General features: G+C 36.5%; 14 protein-coding genes. 9 read left to right on the top strand and 5 right to left on the bottom strand.

Annotated features, from left to right (window positions below; translation table 11 throughout):
• Positions 1 to 138 precede the first annotated feature (138 nt).
• The 4 genes from Q4503_RS00905 (at position 139) to Q4503_RS00890 (ending at position 6596) form a co-directional block, all read left to right on the top strand.
• A complete protein-coding gene (locus tag Q4503_RS00905; protein WP_303601140.1) occupies positions 139 to 1515 on the top strand; it encodes a M17 family metallopeptidase in 1377 nt (458 codons plus the stop codon).
• Positions 1516 to 1707: 192 nt separating this feature from the next.
• Complete coding sequence (locus Q4503_RS00900; RefSeq protein ID WP_303601139.1) at positions 1708 to 3288, top strand: methyl-accepting chemotaxis protein; 1581 nt, start codon at positions 1708 to 1710, stop codon at positions 3286 to 3288.
• Between the two features lie 381 nt (positions 3289 to 3669).
• Positions 3670 to 4722, top strand: a complete 1053-nt coding sequence (locus Q4503_RS00895; RefSeq protein WP_215971780.1) for a DcaP family trimeric outer membrane transporter — start codon at positions 3670 to 3672, stop codon at positions 4720 to 4722.
• Between the two features lie 239 nt (positions 4723 to 4961).
• Complete coding sequence (locus Q4503_RS00890; RefSeq protein WP_215971779.1) at positions 4962 to 6596, top strand: methyl-accepting chemotaxis protein; 1635 nt, start codon at positions 4962 to 4964, stop codon at positions 6594 to 6596.
• Positions 6597 to 7049: 453 nt separating this feature from the next.
• On the opposite strand, the gene Q4503_RS00885 is transcribed toward Q4503_RS00890, so the two are convergent.
• A complete protein-coding gene (locus tag Q4503_RS00885; RefSeq protein ID WP_303601138.1) occupies positions 7050 to 9437 on the bottom strand; it encodes a Tex family protein in 2388 nt (795 codons plus the stop codon).
• 350 nt (positions 9438 to 9787) lie between these two features.
• Between Q4503_RS00885 and Q4503_RS00880 the strand changes: the two genes are divergently transcribed.
• From Q4503_RS00880 to Q4503_RS00870, 3 genes are read left to right on the top strand one after another with little or no spacing between them, the layout of a single operon-like run.
• Positions 9788 to 10570: a 3-hydroxybutyrate dehydrogenase gene (locus Q4503_RS00880; protein ID WP_303601137.1), complete on the top strand. Its 783-nt coding sequence runs from the start codon at positions 9788 to 9790 to the stop codon at positions 10568 to 10570.
• Positions 10571 to 10587: 17 nt separating this feature from the next.
• Positions 10588 to 10950: a carboxymuconolactone decarboxylase family protein gene (locus Q4503_RS00875; RefSeq protein ID WP_215971777.1), complete on the top strand. Its 363-nt coding sequence runs from the start codon at positions 10588 to 10590 to the stop codon at positions 10948 to 10950.
• Between the two features lie 28 nt (positions 10951 to 10978).
• Positions 10979 to 11506 carry a methylated-DNA--[protein]-cysteine S-methyltransferase gene (locus tag Q4503_RS00870; protein ID WP_303601136.1) on the top strand — a complete coding sequence of 176 codons (528 nt, stop codon included), beginning with the start codon at positions 10979 to 10981 and terminating at the stop codon, positions 11504 to 11506.
• A gap of 127 nt (positions 11507 to 11633) precedes the next feature.
• On the opposite strand, the gene Q4503_RS00865 is transcribed toward Q4503_RS00870, so the two are convergent.
• From Q4503_RS00865 to Q4503_RS00855, 3 genes are all read right to left on the bottom strand, one after another.
• On the bottom strand, positions 11634 to 12749 hold the full coding sequence (locus Q4503_RS00865; protein ID WP_303601135.1) for an SIS domain-containing protein: 1116 nt from the start codon (positions 12747 to 12749) through the stop codon (positions 11634 to 11636).
• Positions 12749 to 14050: a D-tagatose-bisphosphate aldolase, class II, non-catalytic subunit gene (locus Q4503_RS00860; protein ID WP_303601134.1), complete on the bottom strand. Its 1302-nt coding sequence runs from the start codon at positions 14048 to 14050 to the stop codon at positions 12749 to 12751. The genes Q4503_RS00865 and Q4503_RS00860 overlap by 1 nt, the downstream gene beginning before the upstream one ends.
• A gap of 301 nt (positions 14051 to 14351) precedes the next feature.
• Positions 14352 to 15278: a DMT family transporter gene (locus Q4503_RS00855; protein ID WP_303601133.1), complete on the bottom strand. Its 927-nt coding sequence runs from the start codon at positions 15276 to 15278 to the stop codon at positions 14352 to 14354.
• Between the two features lie 596 nt (positions 15279 to 15874).
• Between Q4503_RS00855 and Q4503_RS00850 the strand changes: the two genes are divergently transcribed.
• Entirely contained in the window at positions 15875 to 18766 is a 2892-nt protein-coding gene (locus Q4503_RS00850; RefSeq protein ID WP_303601132.1) for a TonB-dependent receptor, read from the top strand.
• A gap of 74 nt (positions 18767 to 18840) precedes the next feature.
• Here Q4503_RS00850 and agaR read toward each other — a convergent pair whose 3' ends face one another.
• Positions 18841 to 19614, bottom strand: a complete 774-nt coding sequence (gene agaR, locus Q4503_RS00845; protein ID WP_215971771.1) for a transcriptional repressor AgaR — start codon at positions 19612 to 19614, stop codon at positions 18841 to 18843.
• A 374-nt stretch (positions 19615 to 19988) separates the two neighbouring features.
• Here agaR and Q4503_RS00840 point away from each other — a divergent pair, with 374 nt between their 5' ends.
• Positions 19989 to 21260: a glycoside hydrolase family 27 protein gene (locus tag Q4503_RS00840; protein WP_215971770.1), complete on the top strand. Its 1272-nt coding sequence runs from the start codon at positions 19989 to 19991 to the stop codon at positions 21258 to 21260.
• Position 21261 lies beyond the last annotated feature (1 nt).

The following is a 21261-nucleotide window of genomic DNA, read 5'->3' as shown; positions in this document are numbered from 1 at the left end:
TCGGTATAAGTTACAATCAATTAATGATGATAACTTAGGCTTACCGCTGAGTTGATCTTATACACCCAATTTATCTTACGCAGCAAAATTCCATTTGAATTTTAAATGCTCTTCGATGGATATCACTAAAGGACCCACATGAACTCATTACTTAACGTTGGAAATACTGGCACTCCACTCACTATTCTAGAAAAATCCACTTATGCACAATGGCTAAAATCACAAAACCAGAGTGCTCAAAACTGGTTAGAAAAAACCAGCTATCAAGGTGAAGGCCTTGCGTTATTGCCAAGTTTCTCTGTTGGTACTGAAGGTTCATTATCCCAAGCTATTTTTGTCGTTGATGATGCCAGCCATTATTTTTCTTGTGGTAACTTAATCACTCAGCTGCCATCAGGCCAATACAAGCTAGAAGCAACACCAGAGCACCAACAAGCCATATGCTTTGCTTGGTTAATCGGCGCTTATCAATTTTCCTCATATAAAACAGATCATAAAGAAAAAAAACTGCCTAGCCTTACTGTCGAAGAACCAACATTAGTAAGTAATGCGATTAAATACGCTGAAGCCACAGCCTTAGTAAGAGATTTAGTAAATACTCCTGCTGCCGATATGATGCCTGAAAACCTTGGCGATACTGCGCAGTCATTAGTTGATAGCTTTGGTGGAAAGCTATCACAAATTATTGGCGATGATTTACTGACTCAAAATTATCCCACGATACATGCCGTAGGTCGAGCAAGCGCCAATCAACCACGTTTAATTGACTTCACATGGGGTAATAAGCAGCACCCACAAATTACACTAGTAGGTAAAGGTGTTTGTTTTGATAGTGGTGGCCTAGATTTAAAACCATCTGCTGGTATGCGTAATATGAAAAAAGATATGGGCGGTGCCGCACATGTTTTAGGCTTAGCACGCTTAATTATGTCTCATGATCTTCCTATTTATTTACGTGTCCTTATTCCTGCTGTCGAAAATGCAGTTTCTAGTAATGCCATGCGCCCTGGCGATGTTATTACCACTCGCAAAGGATTAACGGTTGAAATAGACAATACTGATGCTGAAGGGCGATTAGTACTTTGTGATGCTTTAGCTGAAGCAGAAAATGATAAGCCTGACTTAATTATTGATTTTGCTACCTTAACTGGTGCAATGCGTGTTGCTTTGGGTACTGAATTACCAGGATTTTTCTCAACAAACGACGAGATTGCAGAGGGTATAACCAACGCTGGCAGCAAAATCAGCGATCCTGTATGGCGTATGCCTTTGTACCAACCTTATAATGATTTATTTAAAAGTAGCATAGCTGACATGACCAACTGCTCTTCAGGTCCTTTTGGTGGCGCTATTACGGCTGCGTTATATTTACAAAAATTTATCAGTAAAGAAACTAATTGGGTACATTTTGACGTTATGGCCTTTAATGTTCGTCCCCTCTCGGGTCGTCCTCTAGGAGGTGAAGCCTTTGGTATTCGAGCTGTGTTTGACTATTTACAAATAAAATACAATTAACTATCAAGTAAAAATAGTGTGTTCACTAGCACTTATTCACACTATTTTTACTAAGCAATCCAGCAATATGACTTTAGCTCAATTTGATTAAATTTATTCCAACTAAAGTCCTATTGCTGAAAGTTATTCTTCTATTATATTCTGCTATGCTAAAAGAAATAGAGTTTTCTTAGTTACTTAAGGATAATAATAATGAATAATAAATTGATATCTGACATGCTATTAGCAATTTTGCTATCTCTATCTATCGGAACTATTCACTATTTGAGTGCCTATATATTTTCCTCCTTATTATTATCGACAATAGCCATTGCAAGTATCAGCTTTATATCACTATTCATTATCACCAAAAAAAGCCAACCTGCTTTAGATAACACCTCAACAGACACATCACAACACACCTCAAATCACTTCACAAATATTGGCGAAAAAATGGGAAGCCAAGTTAGTGAATTGGCAATCAACTCTGCCGAGATTAGCTTCTTTCTTACGAAATTAAGTGAAGCTATAGAAAAATCCAGTGACGATGTTGACCGTCTAGCCACCGCAGCTGAAGAAATGTCAATGAATAGCAAGCAAATACATGATAATGCTGAGCTCGCTTCACAACAAGCAAGCCAAGCCATGAATGCCAGTTCATCAAGTTCACAACAATTACATGATAATATTTCTGTTGTTAATTTACTTAGCGAATCAGTCAATAGCGCCTCAAGTAAAATTCAATCACTTGAACAAAAAGCACTTGAAATACAAAGTATTACTGATGTAATTGATAGTATATCTTCTCAAACAAATTTATTAGCATTAAATGCAGCAATTGAAGCCGCTAGAGCAGGAGATCAAGGTCGAGGGTTTGCTGTTGTAGCCGATGAAGTTAGAGCTTTAGCTGCTAAAACGGCTGATGCTACTCAGCAAATAGGCGAAATGCTCAAACAAATTAGTCAAGAAACGAATGAAACTACCACGGTTATGACTACAATTGTGAGTCAAACAGACAGTGTAGTTACTACCTTACAAGATTTGTCACAATCATTTACTGATATAGATAACTTAATGGCTGATTCATCCGCAGCTAGTAACCAAATTAGTCATGCACTCCAAGAACAAGATTTAGCCGCTGCCGAAATATCCACCTCTGTTGTGAGTTTACATGACTTTCTCGTTGATAAAAGCCGTGAGACTCAGCATATTTCAACACAAGCCCAAACACTGTCTAATAGTACGGAATCTATTTTCGTATATCTGTCAGAATTTGATAACGACACGCCAATCCATAACATGTGTAAGCAGGCTGAATTAGCAGCTCAAAAAGTCGGCAAACTTTTTGAACAAAGTATTGCCGCTAATAAAATATCACAGCAACAACTTTTTGACTTTAATTATAAACCTCTAGGTAATAGTGTTCCTGAAAAATTCACAACAAGTTTTGATAGCTTTACAGATCAATACCTACCTCAAATTCAAGAGCCCTTGTTGCAAGAATTCAGTGATATGATTTATGCCGGTGCCGTTGATATTAATGGCTATTTTCCAACGCATAACAAATGTTTCTCTAAGCCGCTAACCGGTAATCCTGAAACTGACATGGTTAATAATAGAACCAAACGATTATTTACCGACCCAACAGGTATACGTTGTGGCCAACACACCGACAAGTTTTTATTACAAACTTACAAACGTGACACTGGTGAAATCATGCATGATGTATCCGCGCCTATTTTTATAAATGGCAAACATTGGGGCGGCTTCAGAATCGGTTTTAAAGCAAAATAATAAATGGTATTTATTATTCTATCCAATGCACTTTACCACCGGTAAGTAACTATATTAATTGATAGCTCATAACATGCTTAGCATTAATGCTTGAGTTATCAAACCCAATCAAAATAGAAACACATACTGCTGTAATATAATTATCTTTACCGCAACAATAATTTATTTAATACTGATACGCTAGACTAAAGTATAAGGTTAAAAATCTTCTCTTTAGACTTATGTCTAATTTCTTTAAGTAGATATTAATTTTACCTTAAGACTCGAATGAACACTTAATCCATGCCATATCGGAAAGTAGAGACAAAAATCTATTTTTATAATAAAAATAATTAATACAACAAATAATATTGCCTTAGGCAGATAAAATGGGGAAGCATAATGTTTAAAATTCAAAAAAGTAAAACCTTGTTAGCAATAGGTCTTTTAACGATGGCGGGCGCTGCAAATGCAGGTTACACCTTCGATCTTTCTGACAATGATAAATTGACTTTTGGCGGTTATATTAAAGTTGATGCTCGCTACACCGATGGTGATGTTTCTCCAACAGATTATTGGTACGGTAGTGGCTCAGTCGCAGAAGGTGGCACCTCTAATTTTGGTATTGCAGTAAATGAAACTCGCTTTAATACTAAATATGTACATGGCGATGTTACCGGCTTTATTGAAATGGACTTTTATGGTGACGCCGTTTCAGGTGGTGGTAATGAAATAGTATCTAACTCATCAAATCCGCGTTTGCGCCATGCATTTATTCAATATAAAAACATATTAGTAGGTCAAACTTGGACAACGTTCCAAAACACTAGCTCTTTAGCTGAAGCCGCTGATTTCGGTGGACCACTCAATGCTTCTGCTTTCATCAGACAAGGTCAAATTCGTTATACCAACGGTGGTTTACAATTATCATTAGAAAATCCACATTCTGACAAAGGCGATAGCAGCCAAGATTCTATTCCTGACTTCATTGCTAAATATACTTTTAAAGGTGATTGGGGTAACGTTTCAGTGTCTGGTTTGGCACGTCAATTAAATACCGTAGGTGGTAGTACAGAATCTGCTTTAGGTTTCGGTATTGCCGGTCGCATTAAAACTGTTGGTAAAGATGATTTCCGTTTTCAAGTACATGGTGGTAACACTGGTCGTTACGTTGGTGTAGTTGCTGCTAGAGATTTAGTCGGCGAGAAAGCTGAAAAAACCACTTCATTTATGATGGCTTACCGTCATTTTTGGACTGACGATATGCGCTCAACAGTATTTTATGGCAGCACAGATGCCGATTTAGCTGATACTAAACGCAATCACGTGGCTGTTAACTTATTTAAAGATATCACTAAACAGCTTTCATTTGGTGCTGAAATTGGTAACTTTGAAATGGATGAAGTTGACAGAGATTCAACATACCTACAACTGTCAGCTAAATACGTTTTATAGCGCTTAACCACTAATAACTATATTAACTTGCGTTAATCAACCTCGAGTTGAGGTTGTTTTGAGGAAGCATTTGCTTCCTCTTTTTCAGAAAATAACAATCTTCAAAATCATCTCTCCAACTCTATTAATCAGTACTATAATTATCATGAAAATGACTGATATCGCTGCTATTTCTATGTAGATTAGATCTATAAAGGTCTATACTAAAACTTAATAGCTTTTCTATAAAAGAGGTTTCTATGCGACTTTTACGTAAATTTACTATCCAACAGCGCTTAATATTACTTATAGCCTTGGTTTTATCTGGTTTTATCATTCTAAGCTCAATTAGCTTATCTCAAGCATATCAATCATTATTAAAACAAAAATATAATACTAATCAGCAAGTTGTTGAAACTGCCTATGGTGTAGTAGAACATTTTCATCAACAACAAAACGATGGCTTATTAAATGAAGAACAAGCTAAAAAGCAAGCAATGGAAGTACTTAATAGCTTGAGATATGAAGACGGTAATTATTTTTGGATAAATGATTTTACACCTCGCATAATTATGCACCCGATAACACCTGCACTTAATGGCAAAGATGTTGGTACCACAAAAGATCCTGATGGAACTCTTCTATTTATTAATATGGTTAATATTGTGCGAGACAAAGGTGAAGGCTTTGTCCCTTACAAATGGCCGAAGCCTGGTATCGACCAGCCAGTAAATAAAATATCATTTGTTAAAGGATTCACGCCTTGGCAATGGATTATTGGCTCAGGTACCTATATTGATGATGTAGATACTATATTTGAAACTCAACGAAATTCATTACTGATTTATGTCTTCATCTTAATACTATTGATAACCCTTCTTGGTTATATTATCGGCAAAAGTATTATCACACCTACTCACGAAGCCTCTGACTTAATGAAAGATATTGCTGAAGGAGATGGCGACTTAACCCGCACGTTAGATGAAAAGGCACAAGATGAGATTTCACGTTTAGCACACTATTTTAATGAGTTTACGACTAAAATGCGTGATTCCCTTGCCGATGTAGCAAACAACGCTAATATTGTACTTAGCCGTGCTCAGTCAGTTGCAGATGCCAGCGAAAGCGCACAGTTATTAACACAAAACCAAAGTGATATAACTACACAAGTCGCAACGGCAATGGAGCAAATGACGTCACAAATACGTGATGTAAGTAATAATGCATCTGCTGCTGAAAATGCCGCCAATGACGCACAAAATAACACAAATCACGGGAAAGAAATCATTGCAAACACCATAACCCAAATGCAGTCTTTATCAACTAATATTGATGGTGTTTCACAAGTGGTAACTAGCCTTGCGGCTGAAAGTGACAATATTGGTTCGGTACTTGATGTAATTCGCGGTATTGCCGAGCAAACCAATTTATTAGCACTCAATGCTGCTATTGAAGCAGCTAGAGCCGGAGAACAAGGTCGTGGCTTTGCTGTCGTTGCTGATGAAGTACGAACACTTGCGAATAGAACAGAACAAAGTACTAATGAAATTCAGCAAATGATTCAAAAGTTGCAGGCAGGTGCACAAGAAGCAGTAGCTGCAGTACAAGTTAGCCAAGACATTTCTAACCAAACTGTAGAACAAACGAGTAAAGCTAATGATGCTTTATCTGAAATAGATAAACTAATGGAACTTATTTCAGAAATGAATACTCAAATAGCACGTGCAACAGAGCAACAAACTCAAGCCGCTGATGAAGTCAATTTACGTATTAATGATTTAGCCGGAATGACAGATGAATCGCTAGCAACATCAGAGTCACTTTTAGATGCTAGTTCGGAGCTAAGAGCCAGTAGCCATAGCATGTCAGAGGTAGTTGGACGATTTAAGTTCTAATTGATACAAGATAAATAATAAATCGGTAAAATAAAAAAACCAGTACTTACAAATTGTAAGTACTGGTAAAACCATCAAAAATTTTTAATCGACTGACCCAAAGGAATAAGTTGAATCAAGGTGCAAAGAAGAAACTTGATGATTATGTGTCCTGAAGCATAACCACCAAGCTACTGCCTTACTCCATTAGTTAAAGCGCCTGAGAGAGCATTCATTTGCCTCAACCAATATAGAAATGATAATGATTTGCATTTACATAGTCAACTATTATTTTCATTTATTTTAAATTTTTTTAGGCGCGAAAATATTGAATGGCAATAATCCATTCTTAGTAATGTTATCTTTACTCGATTTTTGGGGGAATAGTTGCAACGCTAACAGCGTCAAAAAGGTATTAAGCCACTTAAAGATTATTCTAAATGGCTTAATTAGATAACTAAATTCAGGACAAATTTACTTTTTCAATTTGGCAAAAGCATCGGCAAAAGCATTACCCATTACAGCATTTTCTACTTTTTGACTTTTAGGCTTATGTTGCTTTCTTGGCGCAGCTTCTTGAGACTTGTTACTTTTAGGCTTATATTGACTACTTGTCTTTTCATGCTTTGCCTGAGAACTACCATCGCTCTTACTGACACTATCATCTAAACGCATAGTTAAGCTAATACGCTTGCGAGCAGCATCAACCTCCACGACTTTAACTTTAACTATTTCACCAGCTTTGATGATTTCTCGTGGATCACTAATAAATTTATCAGTAATTGCCGAAATATGTACTAAACCATCTTGATGCACACCTACGTCAACAAATGCACCAAAATTAGCAACGTTGGAAACAACCCCTTCAAGCACCATACCAACTTCTAAGTCAGTTATGTTATTAACACCATCAACAAAAGTCGCTGTTTTAAATTCAGGTCTTGGATCTCTGTTTGGCTTGACTAACTCTTTAATAATTTCTTTAATCGTCACTTCACCAAATTGCTCAGTTACTAATTCACTGATATTAACTTTCTGTAATTGCTCTGCGCTATTAAGTAAATTGGCACTATCAATATTAAGCTGCTTAATAATGCTTTCTACAATAGGGTAAGTTTCTGGATGAACAGCACACTGGTCAAGTGGATTGTCACCACCACTAATACGTAAAAATCCAGCCGCTTGTTCAAAAGCTTTTGGCCCTAAACGAGCGACTTTCTTTAATTGTTTTCTATTACTAAAAGCGCCCTGTTCATCACGAAACTGTACAATATTATTCGCCATCGTTTTATTTAAGCCAGCAACGCGAGTTAACAATGCCACAGATGCTGAATTTAAATCAACACCAACAGCATTTACACAATCCTCTACAACATCATCCAAACTTTTACTTAACTGGCTTTGACTCACATCATGCTGATATTGACCTACACCAATAGCTTTTGGGTCAATCTTAACTAGTTCAGCTAAGGGATCTTGTAAACGTCTTGCGATAGACACTGCGCCACGTATTGAAACATCAAGGTCTGGAAATTCTTTCGCGGCAAATTCAGAGGCAGAATAAACCGACGCCCCGGCTTCGCTTACTATCATTTTTTTCGGTTTCGCTAATCCCGTAGTAGAGTCAAATTGCGCAATAACATCACTAACTAATTTATCACTCTCACGGGATCCAGTGCCATTACCAATAGCAATTAATTCAACCTTATGTTGACGACATATATTAACCAAAGTACGTACTGATTTATCCCAATGATTTTGTGGAGCGTGAGGAAAAATAGTGGTGGTATGTAGTAATTTACCCGTGGCATCTACAATGGCAATTTTACAACCTGTACGTAAACCGGGATCTAATCCTAGTGTTACTTTCGCCCCTGCAGGTGCTGCCATTAATAAGTCTGATAAATTTTCGGCAAACACTTTAATTGCCTGTTGCTCAGCTTGCTCACGTAACTGTGTTAAAATTTCATTACTTAAACTAACGCTCAACTTACTTTTCCACGCTAAACGCACAGTACTGGTTAAAAAGCTAGCCGCTTTTTGCTGTGTTAAACGCAATGTTAAATGATCATTAATAACTTGTTCAGCACTGGAAACTGCATTTTTTTCCTGACTAGGATCAACATCAATTTTTAACTGCAAAAAACCCTCATTACGGCCACGCAACATTGCAAGCATACGATGTGAAGGGACTGTTTTTAATTTTTCACTATGGTCGAAATAATCTCTAAACTTAGTACCTTCTTTTTCTTTACCTTTCACAACTTTACTTGTTAAATGCGCTTGCTTAAGGATATGGCTACGTAGTTTTTGTAATAGGTTAGCGTCTTCACTAAAACGCTCGGCTAAAATAGCACTAGCGCCCGCCAAAATCGCTTCAACATCATCAAAACCAGCATTCTTGATAGCGACCTTACCTAAGTAAGCATGCGCTTCTTGTTCAGGATCTAACTGCCAATTATTAAAAAGACTAGTCGCTAATGGCTCAATGCCTGCTTCAATAGCAATTTGCCCTTTGGTGCGACGCTTAGGCTTATAAGGCAAATATAAATCTTCTAACCGAGTTTTATTATCGGCACTGTTAATCTGTTTAGCTAATTCTGCCGTTAGTTTATCCTGTTGCTTTATGCTGGTTAAAATAACTTGGCGTCGAGCCTCTAAATCACGAAGATAAACCAATCGAGTTGCTAGCTCACGCAAGTGATTATCATCCAAACCTTCTGTTGCCTCTTTTCTATAACGAGCAATAAAAGGTACGGTTGACCCATCATCTAATAAGTTAATAGCGGCATTAATTTGAGAGGTTTTAACTTTAAGTTCTTGAGCGATTTGCTCACTAATTTGCTCGGCAATAGCTGACATTGATTTACAGTTCCAACGTTAAATAAATAAGTATTTTCCAATAATGGCAAATCATACCAGAAAGTCGCTTTGTCGAATAACTACTAATATGCATTTAACTACTTTTGAACAAAATATAAGTGTATCAAAAAGAGTATGTAGCACTATGGTGCTAAATATTAAATAACCTATACCAGTTAATATGCTGAGTAATAAACACTTTAAAATGACAAGAATCACCTTGGTTTCCTTCGTTTTCGGTATATGGACATACCAATTTTTTACTCGTGATATTTACTCATGGTTTATAGAAGAAAACTCACTTTAGACTTTTGTTAGATGTTATTTTTACAATAAATTAGGAATTCATTATGCTTAAAGGAAAAACAGCTTTAATCACAGGATCAACAAGCGGTATTGGTTTAGCAACAGCACATACACTTGCTGAACAGGGCATCAACTTAGTTTTACATGGTTTAATGAGTCAAGCAGAAGGCGAACAATTAGCAGAAAAATTCTCAAAAAAATATCATATAAAAACTATGTTTGATAAGGCGAATCTCATGGACTCTCATGAAATTTCAGCTTTTATACATAATGCTTTAGAGGTTATGGGTTCAATTGATATTTTAATTAACAATGCTGGTATTCAGCATACTGAAAGCATAGCTACCTTTCCTGAAGATAAATGGAATGCTATTATCGCAATTAATTTAACCGCTGCATTTCATACTATTCAACAGTCATTACCTAACATGAAAAATAATGGCTGGGGCCGTATAATTAATATTGCTTCAGTTCATGGTTTAGTTGCATCATTGAATAAATCAGCTTACGTAGCAGCTAAGCACGGTATTGTCGGTTTAACAAAAGCAGTAGCACTCGAGTGCGCTGAACAAGGTATTACTGTCAATGCTATTTGTCCAGGATGGGTCGATACCCCATTAATTAATAACCAAATTAATGAAATAGCACAGAAACAAGATGTTGAATTTGAACAAGCTAAATATAATTTAGTCACGGCAAAGCAACCATTACCTGAAATGATGGATCCTCGCCAAATTGGTGAATTTATTTTATTCTTATGTAGTAATAGTGCTCGCAGTATAACAGGCTCATCTTTACCGATGGATGGTGCTTGGACTGCACAATAATGTAAAGAGAATTGAAGATGACAATAACTAAAGGTGAAAAAATACGTCGACAAGTAATGGGCGAGGAATTTGTTGATCGGGCTTTAAATAATGCCGATGAGTTCACTCAACCTATGCAAGATTTTATTAATGATCATGGTTGGGGGTCAACTTGGCAACGAAGCGGTATAGACCTTAAAACCCGCAGTTTAGTTACCATTGCCATGCTTGCCGCCTTAAGAACACCACAAGAATTAAAAGGTCATATTCGAGGCGCGCTAAATAACGGTGCGACAATGGAAGAAATACGTGAAGTAATTCTTCATAGTGCCGTATATTGCGGTGCTCCTGCAGCACAAGAAGCCTTTCGAGCGGCCAAAGAAATACTCAACAACCACTAGATCAACTTTACTAAGGCATATCATTGTTATGACTAATAACCTCTTTTTGAGTATTTTACCGACACCATTAGGCGACCTTGCCATTTTTTCCGATCATGATGCTATTTATCGGGTTAAATTTACCGATCGCGTTAAAGATATTGAATTAATGAATACCGATATTTATCAAGAAAACGAAATAACACTATTAGCCAAAAAACAGCTCTCTCAATATTTTGACGGTAAAAGAAGTACATTTAACTTACCTTTAGCCCCTCAAGGAACGTCATTTAGACAACAAGCCTGGCAGGCGTTACAAAAGATCCCCTATGGCGAAACTCGTTATTACAGTGAACAAGCCGAATTAATGGATAATATTAAAGCAGTGCGAGCCGTTGGTGCTGCCAATGGTGCGAACCCTATTTCTATTATTATTCCTTGCCATCGCGTGATAGGTAAAGATGGCAGCTTAACCGGTTATGCCGGAGGCTTAGAAAGAAAAGCTTGGTTGTTAAATTTAGAACAAAAGGAAGTACAAAAGGAAGTACAAAACAAACAAGAGTTTGAATTAAAGTAGTCTTCACTACATTATGACTTTATACAAAAAAACACCAATCATGATGATTGATGTTTTTATTTTAATGGCAGACTTTTAAACAAAGACGTACCATTGTTTGCTAAAACCATTTTGATGTGAATGCTACTTATCCGAAAGGATAAAGATTTACACCTTGAACAACACGATTCACTTCACCAGTAGGGCAAGGATTGTCTGGGGTGAAATTTAAAGATAATGATTTATAGAACGACAGTATTTGGCAAATAACAATATAAGGTAGCCCAAGCCATACATCACTAAGATCGTCAGGCACTTCTGGTAAAAGGCCCTTTAATGTAACCACTTTCATCGCAATAGCATTGGCAGTTAACTCATTGACCATATCATTATCATAATGACTAATATATTCATCATTTGAGTCAAGCATTATGATGATACTCTTCTCATCAACGTTCGATTTCGGTCCGTGTCGAAAACCCAAAGAACTTTCACAAAAACAACCTATTTTACCGGCAGTTAATTCTAAATATTTTAACGATGCTTCTTTTGCCATTCCAGAAAGTGCTGCAGAGCCTAAGAAAATTTGTTTGGTATTATTCAGCTGACTAATGTCTTGTATTGTTGGGCACAATGTTTCAATCACATGTTGTGCTGCGTCAATAGCAAAAGCTAACTGCTTATCATCTGCAGCAAAAATAGCGAGTGTCGCAACATACATTGAAGTAAAACTACTGGTCATTGCAAAACTTTGATCAAGTGATTGGCTTGGCATTAAAACACTGAATGCTTTTTCAGACTCATTGGCATACCTAGCAAGACTGCCATCTTCATTACACGTGATGACCAAATGGTAACAATCATCAAGTACTTGATCTGCTAGTTTAATCGCAGCAACACTTTCAGGGCTATCACCTGAACGACCATATGATACTAGTAACGTAGGAATACTGCTAATGAGGTACTGATCAGGACTTGATACAATATCCGTAGTACTTACAGCCTCAACTAAACGGTTACATGCTTTCGTTAAATGCGGCGCTAGTGCCTCACCAACATAGGCAGATGTACCGGCACCCGTTAGAATAATACGTAGATTTTCTTTTGCCAAAACGCTTTCTAACCAAGGTGCTAATTCATCATTATTACGTACTAAATCACGGGTAATTGACCAACACTCAGGTTGTTGTGTTATTTCTTTTGCCGTCCAAAAAGCATTGTTTTCCTTTAAGCTCTCAGTAGATATTGATAAGTACTCATTCATTATTTTTTTACTCTTGATGTTGTTTGAAAGTGACATGCATCCGCATATATTTTAGTCACTTGCATAATATTATTTAACACTAAAGCTTTAGGTGAATTATTAAGCTTGCCAGCTATTACAGCATCATATTGCTTTGGCATAAATTGACTCAATAAAGGCAATGGAATCTCAATGCCTTTAAGGTTTTCAAATAACATATCTATTGCTTTCTCAATGACTTCATTATTCCAATAATAACGAATACGATCACTAAAACTATAACGTCTATAAGTTGCTAAATTGTTTTGGTCATGTGGATAAAATTTATCCCAGCCACTTGGATTCTCTAACATAACGGTTTCGCAAACTTCACGTAGATTTGATAGTGAAACATTATCGACTAACTCTTGCTCAATAAAACTTAATGCAAAAAGCGATTCTCGAAGAGCAAAAGTAAGTTGAGGACCCACTTTTAAAATAGCAAAGTGATCTTGCACTAATGCTTTATATGCTTCAGGAGGTTGATAATCAGTAGAATGTGCTTCAAATACCAACCTTGGCATGCTAGCGCCAAAACTTTTTAATGGTTTAGCTTTTTCTGCGTCATATTTAAAGACAGTAAAGTTATCAAACTCTACACCGGGTTGAACAACTAACCCAATCACTCGTGTCCAAGCGTCATTTAAGCCTTTTGCTAAAAACTCAGCTTCATGAACACTAATTGTTTCTTTAACATTACTTACAGGGGTAACTTCTAAGGTATCGATTTCTTCTTTAGCACCGCCTGGTGGAGGTACTTCAGTACCCACAATATATAAAATATCTGATTTACCAAATTCACGTATCGCTGTTTCTTCAGCCACCTGACAAAGTATCGCAGCTCGCTTAGCAACAGTCTCATCTGAAAGAGGTGCTAAGTCATCCACACATTGCATGCTGGTGTCTAAATGAATTTTTTTAAAACCAGCAGCAACATAACTTTCGATCAATTGCTTTGATTTTTCCATCGCATCAGTTGCTGTATCACTAGTCCAACAAGTTGGCCCTAAATGATCGCCACCAAAAATGATGTTATCTATCGGAAACTTAACCTTTTCAGCGATTTTTTTTACAAAAACGGTAAAGTCAGCAGGCTTCATATTGGTGTAGCCACCAAATTGATTAACCTGATTTGCTGTCGCTTCTATAAGCACAGGAGAATTATCTTCAACGCCTTGAAGCAATGCTGCTTCTATTACTGTCGGATGAGCGCTACATACAGAATAAATACCACGTGGAATACCATTCTTGTTGTCTGTCATTATCTGTGTTATTTCATTCATAAAAAGCCTTAAGGTAAACTAGTAATCCAATAATCATTTATTAAGAAGTGAAATCTACCACTGTTTACACATCTTTTCAAATGCTTTTGTTTTTTTATCTATTTATTTACATTTACTTTATTCACCACGCAAGGAAATTAACTAATTCCCTATTGAGCTAGGCATGTAAAGTTTTATTGCAATAAACAATATTAAAATATAAATAAATCATTATTTAAAAAAAACACCTATATATTCATTAGGTTAATATAAGCTAATGGTTACTAGCTTAACTATAATTTCACCAACAACCTAGGTATTTTTATGACTCATCAAAAGCCAAGAAATACGCTGAAATCAACGCAATCAACATACCAATCCCCACAACAAGTGTTGGTAATACCGAAAGCATTATTAATGAAAGGATACTGGTAATAATAGGCGGTAAGCAATTCACAAGAGGGCTAACCACAATCGCTTTTCCATATCGAAAAGCGAATACTAAAAATAATGCTCCAAAAGAGTTTAATAAACCAATAGTAAAAGCTAATCCAGCCCCATCCCAATGCCAATTAGCGGCCATTGGCGTATCAACCATTAACCACGCAACCGGGCAAAGCAGTAAACTAGTAAGTGCCATATAAAAGAAAATGCTTTCGGCTTCTATTTTTTCATTAGCATACTTTATAAAGTAACCTTGAACCCCCCAAGCAAGAAAAACTAATAATGCAAAGATCAACCAGCCAGAATGTTCTCCACCCGCTCCTGCTTCAGAGTAATTTAAGAATGGCACAGCAATTATTGCTAGCGCAATACCAAGCCAGCCTTTTACTCCTGCTCTTTCTTTTAGAAATATCAACGACATAATAATAGTGACAACAGGGGCTAAAGCAATTATTGGAAAGATTAAATACGCCGGACCATTGGCAATTGCACCTGAATATAAAATGAGTTGTCCTACACCGCCGAGTAAGCCAATAATACTGCCAAATATTATTGAAAACTTTCCTGTATTTAATTTCCAATTCACACTTTTTAATGCAAAAAACGCTGGTACTATCATGGATAAAGCCCACATTATAAAACCAAGCTCTGCAGGAAAATTATTCTGCTCAGGAATAGAAATCAATGCTCCCCATGTTCCCCATAGCGTTATAGTGATTATTGAAAACGTCAACCAGCTATACTTACTATTTTTTGTGTTTAATACACCTACGTGCTTTCCTTTATCGACATCAGTTGTACTCATTATTTACCTCTTATTATTAATTATGTAAAATTTTCAAAGTAAGTTAATTATTTTTTAACAAAACGATAATCCATTCTTTTAACTTATATTTTACTTACTTTCTATTTAACCAATCTAATGTATAACGGCCTGGAGCATTATCGTTATGCATTAGCGGGGTTAACTCGATAACCAATGCCATTTAAATACCTTGTTATACGCTTCATTATTTACTGATTATTTTATACTACATCACCCTATGACTTATGACAACAAACGAAAGCTTCATATATTATTGTTAGTTAAACAATGAAAGGTAACGACGCTTAAATAAATGAGAGACAATACTGTATTACTTCTCTTTCTTACAAAGCTTCTAGCAGCAAATGTTATTTCACTATTAAAAATATTATAGTGATAAGTATTCGTTATAACTTTGAAAGTACCCCAGCTATTCAAGTAATAAAGAGATTACCCTCTCCAAAACGTAACTAAAGAAAACCAAAAACACACATTATGAAGGGACTTGAAAGATACAATCTCTTTTGCTACTGTTTTAATGTTACAAATAAAACAAAAAAAACATTGAATTAAAATAAATATTAAGGCAGGAAGTCATGAAGGATATATTTGTAAAGAATGCGTTAACAGTAGCAATTGGCCTGGTTTTTTGTACGAATACCGCTTATTCAGCTGAAAATCAACAACAGTCTGAAAGCGATATGGAAGTAATTACAGTTACTTCTTCTCAATCAGGTTTAATAAAAGCATTAGATTATAAGCGTGATGCTGATTCTATAATGGATGGAATTACCGCAAGTGAATTAGGTGCATTCCCTGATGCTAATGTTGCTGACTCATTATCGCATATAACCGGTGTTACCATCGATAGAACCAGTGGTGGTGAGGGTAAAGGCGTTAATATTCGAGGTTTAGGGCCCGAGTTTAGTATTGTTACGATTAATGAACGCATTATGGCAACTGACTCAAGTGGTCGTGAATTTGCTTTTGATGTATTGCCAGCAGAAGTTATTTCAGAGGCTTGGGTTTTAAAGTCGAGCAAAGCTTCACAATTAGAAGGCAGTATTGGTGGTGCAGTCAACCTTGTTACCGCACGACCTTTTGACAATCCAGGCACACATGGATCGGCTTCTTTCACAGGCCAGTATGGCGATCAAGCTGAAAAGTACGGTTATAAAATGACCGGCGTGGGCTCACACACCTTTGCTGACGACACCATGGGAATTTTATTCTCTGCCCTTTATAGTAGAACACCTACGCGAACAGATTCATTATCAGATAATAACTTTAATGCCGCATCAGCAGATAACTGGAGCTGGGATCGTAATGGTGATGGCGACACGAATGATGCAGCAGATAGAGAATTAGTTTTTCCCGGCACTATCGCTTACACAGCATACGAAGAAAATAAAGAACGAACAGCTATTTCAGCAGCTTTTCAATATCGCCCTAATGATGACTTAGATATTGTAGTTGACGCCCTGTTCACTCGTTTAGATACCCCGGTGAAAGGCTATACAGAGTCTTATTATTTTCCCGACTCTTCAAATTGGAGAGATGTAGAATACGGAGGACCAACAACTGAATTAAACCCTGACGGTATTTTAATTACAGGGTTAACCGTTGATAACTTAGTGCCACAATTAGTGACTTTAGAAGAACATCGTGTGGTTGACACTTTAAACTTAGGCCTCAACGCTAAATATAACTTAACAAAAAACTCAGTACTTAGTGGTGACTTATATTTATCAAATGCAAAACGTGAAGCAGGTGGTAAGGATAGATTTGTTGTTTCAGTTCCTTTAGCATCCGTTGCTGGTTCAACAACATCCAGAGTAACGTTAGCGCCAGGAGAACTTCCCAGTATTGATCTAAATTTCATTGATAATACAGCAGGCATTAGTGAAGTTAGTGATTTAGTAGAGAATAGCCAATTTGGCCCTCATTTCACCAAACTAGAAGGAGTTGACATAGAAGATGAAGTGATTGGTGCCTCACTGAAATATGATCTCTTTTTAGATATGCCTGTTATTAATAATATTCATACCGGTATTGTTTATAATAAACGTACAAAAGAACGTACACAACTTGATAACGTTTCTTCTATGTCTTTATATAGCGGTGCTCCATTTTCATGGTCAGATGTGGGTGTTGATGTTGTTCAAGCTTTTCCTTTCGATAACTTCTTAGATAATGTAGGTGGTGACTTCCCTCGAGAGTTTGCTATTTTTGATGTTGAACAAGCTTTCAATGGCGTTAGGGCCGCTGATGGCAACCCAAATATCATAGACCCTGTCACAGGCGTACCTTATGTGGATGATTATTCAGACGCACTTTTTCCTACATGGAATTCAGATTTGTCTGGTGCAGTTGCAGAAGAAACCATTGCTCTTTACCTAGAAGCTGATTTTAGTCATGAATTCGATTCAGTAAACGTTTCAGGTAATATTGGGCTTCGCTACGTTCAAACTGAAACTACCTCAACAGGTTGGGATTGGCCAATTGCTTATATTGATCAATCACCCGCCGATATTTGGACCCATATCGTTGTCCATGGTGAGAGAACACCTATTTCAATTAGTAATGACTATAGTGAATTATTACCGTCAGTTAATTTGCAATTCGAATTTTCTGATGAATTAATTGTGCGTCTTTCTTACGCAGAAGTCATGGCAAGAGCAGAAATTGATAAACTGTCAACACAAATAGATACATCACCCTCCACTTGGGGCGAATACACTATTAACAAGCTTGGTAACCCTGACTTAACACCTGTTACCGCTGAACAAGTCGATGTCTCTATTGAATGGTATTATCAAAAAGGCTCATCGCTATCAGCGGCATTATTTTACAAAGATATCGATGGTTTCGTTCAAGGAGGGCAAGATGTTTACGTCAACAACAGAGAAGATGCGCCAGTTTACAGTGTAAATAACCCTCGACCATGGGATCCTCAAGGTTTTGAAGATGTCGTATTTGGGGTAAATCAACCGCTAAATTTAGACCAAGCTAAAGTATTAGGTTATGAATTTGCCATGCAACACTTTTTTGAGTCTGGCTTTGGCGTTGTCGCCAATTATACCTATATTGATACAGAGTCTATTGTAGATGGTTATGTTATTGGCGTATTAGCCGGAATTCCTGACACAGCGTATTCACTTAGCTTAATGTATAATAACGACTACATGAGTTTAAGCTTATCCGCTGATCACACCGAAAGCTTTGTAACCTCTCATTGGTCATCATTAAATGCTCCTAATGCTGACGGTATAACTGAAAGTACGTATAAAGCGATTGCAACAGCTTCTACTTGGGCATCAGCCTCTGCGACCTTCTATATATCTGAAGGCTTAGAGACTTTTGTTCAAATTGATAATCTTTTAGATGATGGCTGGCAAGGATACAACGGCTCAACAAGCTTAACAGGCTCTGGTGGCTACTCTGAATGGGGCCGTAGTTATAGTGTAGGCGTTAGATATAAGTTTTAAGACCTAAAAAATAAAAAGGAGCTGATATGAAAATATTAGCTCCTTTATATTCTTACACTATTAAAATAAAAATGTTAATCAACATCAATAATAATTAGCTTAACGTTTTTTGATTGAAAATAGTCTATATATTGAGAAGGAATCTTATTGTCCGTGATGAGTATATCAATTGAGTCAAGCGAATCGATGATATATAATCCACTTCTTCCGAACTTAGAAGAATCGGTAACAACAATAACTTCTTTTGAAATATTACACATTAAACGATTTAATGTTGCTTCATGTTCAAAATGTGTCGTGAAACCTGAAGATATTTCCACACCATCCACACCTAAAATCACTTTATCAAAGCGAAGATTATTAAGGCTCGCTTCTGCTTGACGTCCATAAAACGATAATGACTTTTGTCTTAACGTTCCACCAGTCATTAGCACTTCTGAGTTTTGTAAATGAGAAAGCTCAGTGGCTATATTTAAACCATTAGTCATTACAACTAGATTTTCATGGTTCTGCAATAACTTGGCTATTTCTTCGGTAGTGGTGCCGGAATCAAGTATTATTAACTCATCATTATTTATTAACTGTACAGCGGCTTCGGCCAACTTTTCTTTAATGTGAGAGTTTTTGCAATGCTTTTCTTTTACTGATAATTCTTTAGTTATCTTACTAATTGCAACAGCGCCGCCTCGAGATCTAATTAATAATCGTCTTTTACTGAGGTCATTTAAGTCAGTTCTTATCGTAACAGTCGAAACATCAAACTCACTAGCCAATTGTGCTACGTCGACACGGCTTAACTCATTTACTTTATCAATAATTTTCTGGCGTCTTTCAATAGTATTAAGCATATTTAAGTTACTATATTTTTTATTTAATAGTTAGTATTTTAACAGTAATCGAGTAACGCATCAACGAAAGATAATGAAGACCTTATTTTAATCAAAATTTCTATTTTAACCATATAAATCAAGTATTTCTTCTTACATATGCCTTCAATACCCTTCAGTAACAATTAAAGACATGCTAAAAAACAATAAATCAAAGATAATTTTTTATAATAATAACAGGTGGTTATACAATTAACCTTGTCACTTTTATTAGTTGTAAGTTTTACATTAATGGTAAATTTTTCATATTACCACTCCCGCCCTTTACCTTTCATTTGTTTTCGATTAGTATATTTTATCTTAAATAATTAATATCAACCATTTTTGGAAAGTATATGAAACTTATGGCAACATCTCGTATTTTTATAATATCTGTCTTTATATTATTTACTCTAACCGTGAATGCTCAAGCGGATAGTAGTGACCATATTTTTGAAAAACTCAATAATGGTCTCGCCAAAACACCTCCAATGGGGTGGAGCAGCTGGAATCAATTTGGCGTAGAGATAAATGAACAATTGATTATCGAAACTATCGATGCAATGGTAAACAATGGTATGAAAGACGCCGGCTATATTTACGTTAATTTAGATGATGGTTGGCAACAAGATAAGGGGAACCGTAAGAATAAACCCTTAGATTTTGATAAAGAGAAATTCCCTAGAGGGATAAAATATTTAGCCGATTACGCTCATGAAAACGGAATGAAGTTAGGAATTTATTCTGGTCCTGGACAAACCACATGTGCAGGCTACTCAGGTAGTGAAGGGTATGAAAAACAAGATGCCGACATGTTCGCATCATGGGGTGTAGACCACCTAAAATATGATAGCTGCTGCTCTCATAAAGACGCAAGTAAAGAAGAACTAAAAGAAGCTTTTTACAAAATGTCTAAACCCTTGATTGAAAACCCTAAAGATATCGTATTACATGCTTGTCATTGTGGTTGGCAAAATATTTGGCAATGGGCTGGTGATATAGGTGCAAACCATTGGAGAATTGGCCAAGACATTTCGGATGACTTCGACTACCCAGAGAATAGAGAGGGTTATTATTTTGATGTGCTAGATATGTTAGATAGAGGCCAAGGGTTAGAAGGATACAATAAGCCAGGTCAATGGAATGATTTTGATATGTTAATTGTAGGTCTTAACGGTGAAAGTAAAGAGCTTGTTGGCGCAGGTGCCTCTAACGTTGAATATCGTGCCCACTTCAGTTTATGGTCAATCTTATCTACCCCTCTTTTAACTGGGACCGATGTACGTGATCTTGATACTTATACGTTAAAAACACTGACTAACCGGGAAGTAATAGCCTTAAATCAAGATCCATTGGGTAAACAAGCAAAAACGGTTAAAAAAGAAGGGAAAATTCATATATTAGCCAAACCAATGGCAGATGGAAGTTGGGCTATAGCTATGCTGAACAGAGGCAGTGAAACAGAAAATATTTCTATTAATTGGAAACAAGAACTTGGTCTAGATTGGAAAGAAGTCCATGTTAGAGATCTTTGGAAACACAAAGATATGGGCAATTTTCCAGAAAGTTACACTGACGAAGTTATTTCTCACGAAGCCATAGTGTTGAGAATTTATCCAACTAAATAAG

This window comes from Colwellia sp. 6_MG-2023, assembly GCF_030547765.1.
Taxonomy (GTDB): Bacteria; Pseudomonadota; Gammaproteobacteria; order Enterobacterales; family Alteromonadaceae; genus Colwellia.
Note: the sequence above shows the minus strand (reverse complement) of the source record. Positions and strands in the feature narration are given on the sequence as shown.

Excerpts from the sequence above, each read along its gene's own strand:
- Q4503_RS00905 (WP_303601140.1), top strand. The coding sequence starts at position 139 with ATGAACTCATTACTTAACGTTGGAAATACTGGCACTCCACTCACTATT.
- Q4503_RS00900 (WP_303601139.1), top strand. The coding sequence starts at position 1,708 with ATGAATAATAAATTGATATCTGACATGCTATTAGCAATTTTGCTATCT.
- Q4503_RS00895 (WP_215971780.1), top strand. The coding sequence starts at position 3,670 with ATGTTTAAAATTCAAAAAAGTAAAACCTTGTTAGCAATAGGTCTTTTA.
- Q4503_RS00890 (WP_215971779.1), top strand. The coding sequence starts at position 4,962 with ATGCGACTTTTACGTAAATTTACTATCCAACAGCGCTTAATATTACTT.
- Q4503_RS00885 (WP_303601138.1), bottom strand. The coding sequence starts at position 9,437 with ATGTCAGCTATTGCCGAGCAAATTAGTGAGCAAATCGCTCAAGAACTT.
- Q4503_RS00880 (WP_303601137.1), top strand. The coding sequence starts at position 9,788 with ATGCTTAAAGGAAAAACAGCTTTAATCACAGGATCAACAAGCGGTATT.
- Q4503_RS00875 (WP_215971777.1), top strand. The coding sequence starts at position 10,588 with ATGACAATAACTAAAGGTGAAAAAATACGTCGACAAGTAATGGGCGAG.
- Q4503_RS00870 (WP_303601136.1), top strand. The coding sequence starts at position 10,979 with ATGACTAATAACCTCTTTTTGAGTATTTTACCGACACCATTAGGCGAC.
- Q4503_RS00865 (WP_303601135.1), bottom strand. The coding sequence starts at position 12,749 with ATGAATGAGTACTTATCAATATCTACTGAGAGCTTAAAGGAAAACAAT.
- Q4503_RS00860 (WP_303601134.1), bottom strand. The coding sequence starts at position 14,050 with ATGAATGAAATAACACAGATAATGACAGACAACAAGAATGGTATTCCA.
- Q4503_RS00855 (WP_303601133.1), bottom strand. The coding sequence starts at position 15,278 with ATGAGTACAACTGATGTCGATAAAGGAAAGCACGTAGGTGTATTAAAC.
- Q4503_RS00850 (WP_303601132.1), top strand. The coding sequence starts at position 15,875 with ATGAAGGATATATTTGTAAAGAATGCGTTAACAGTAGCAATTGGCCTG.
- agaR (WP_215971771.1), bottom strand. The coding sequence starts at position 19,614 with ATGCTTAATACTATTGAAAGACGCCAGAAAATTATTGATAAAGTAAAT.
- Q4503_RS00840 (WP_215971770.1), top strand. The coding sequence starts at position 19,989 with ATGAAACTTATGGCAACATCTCGTATTTTTATAATATCTGTCTTTATA.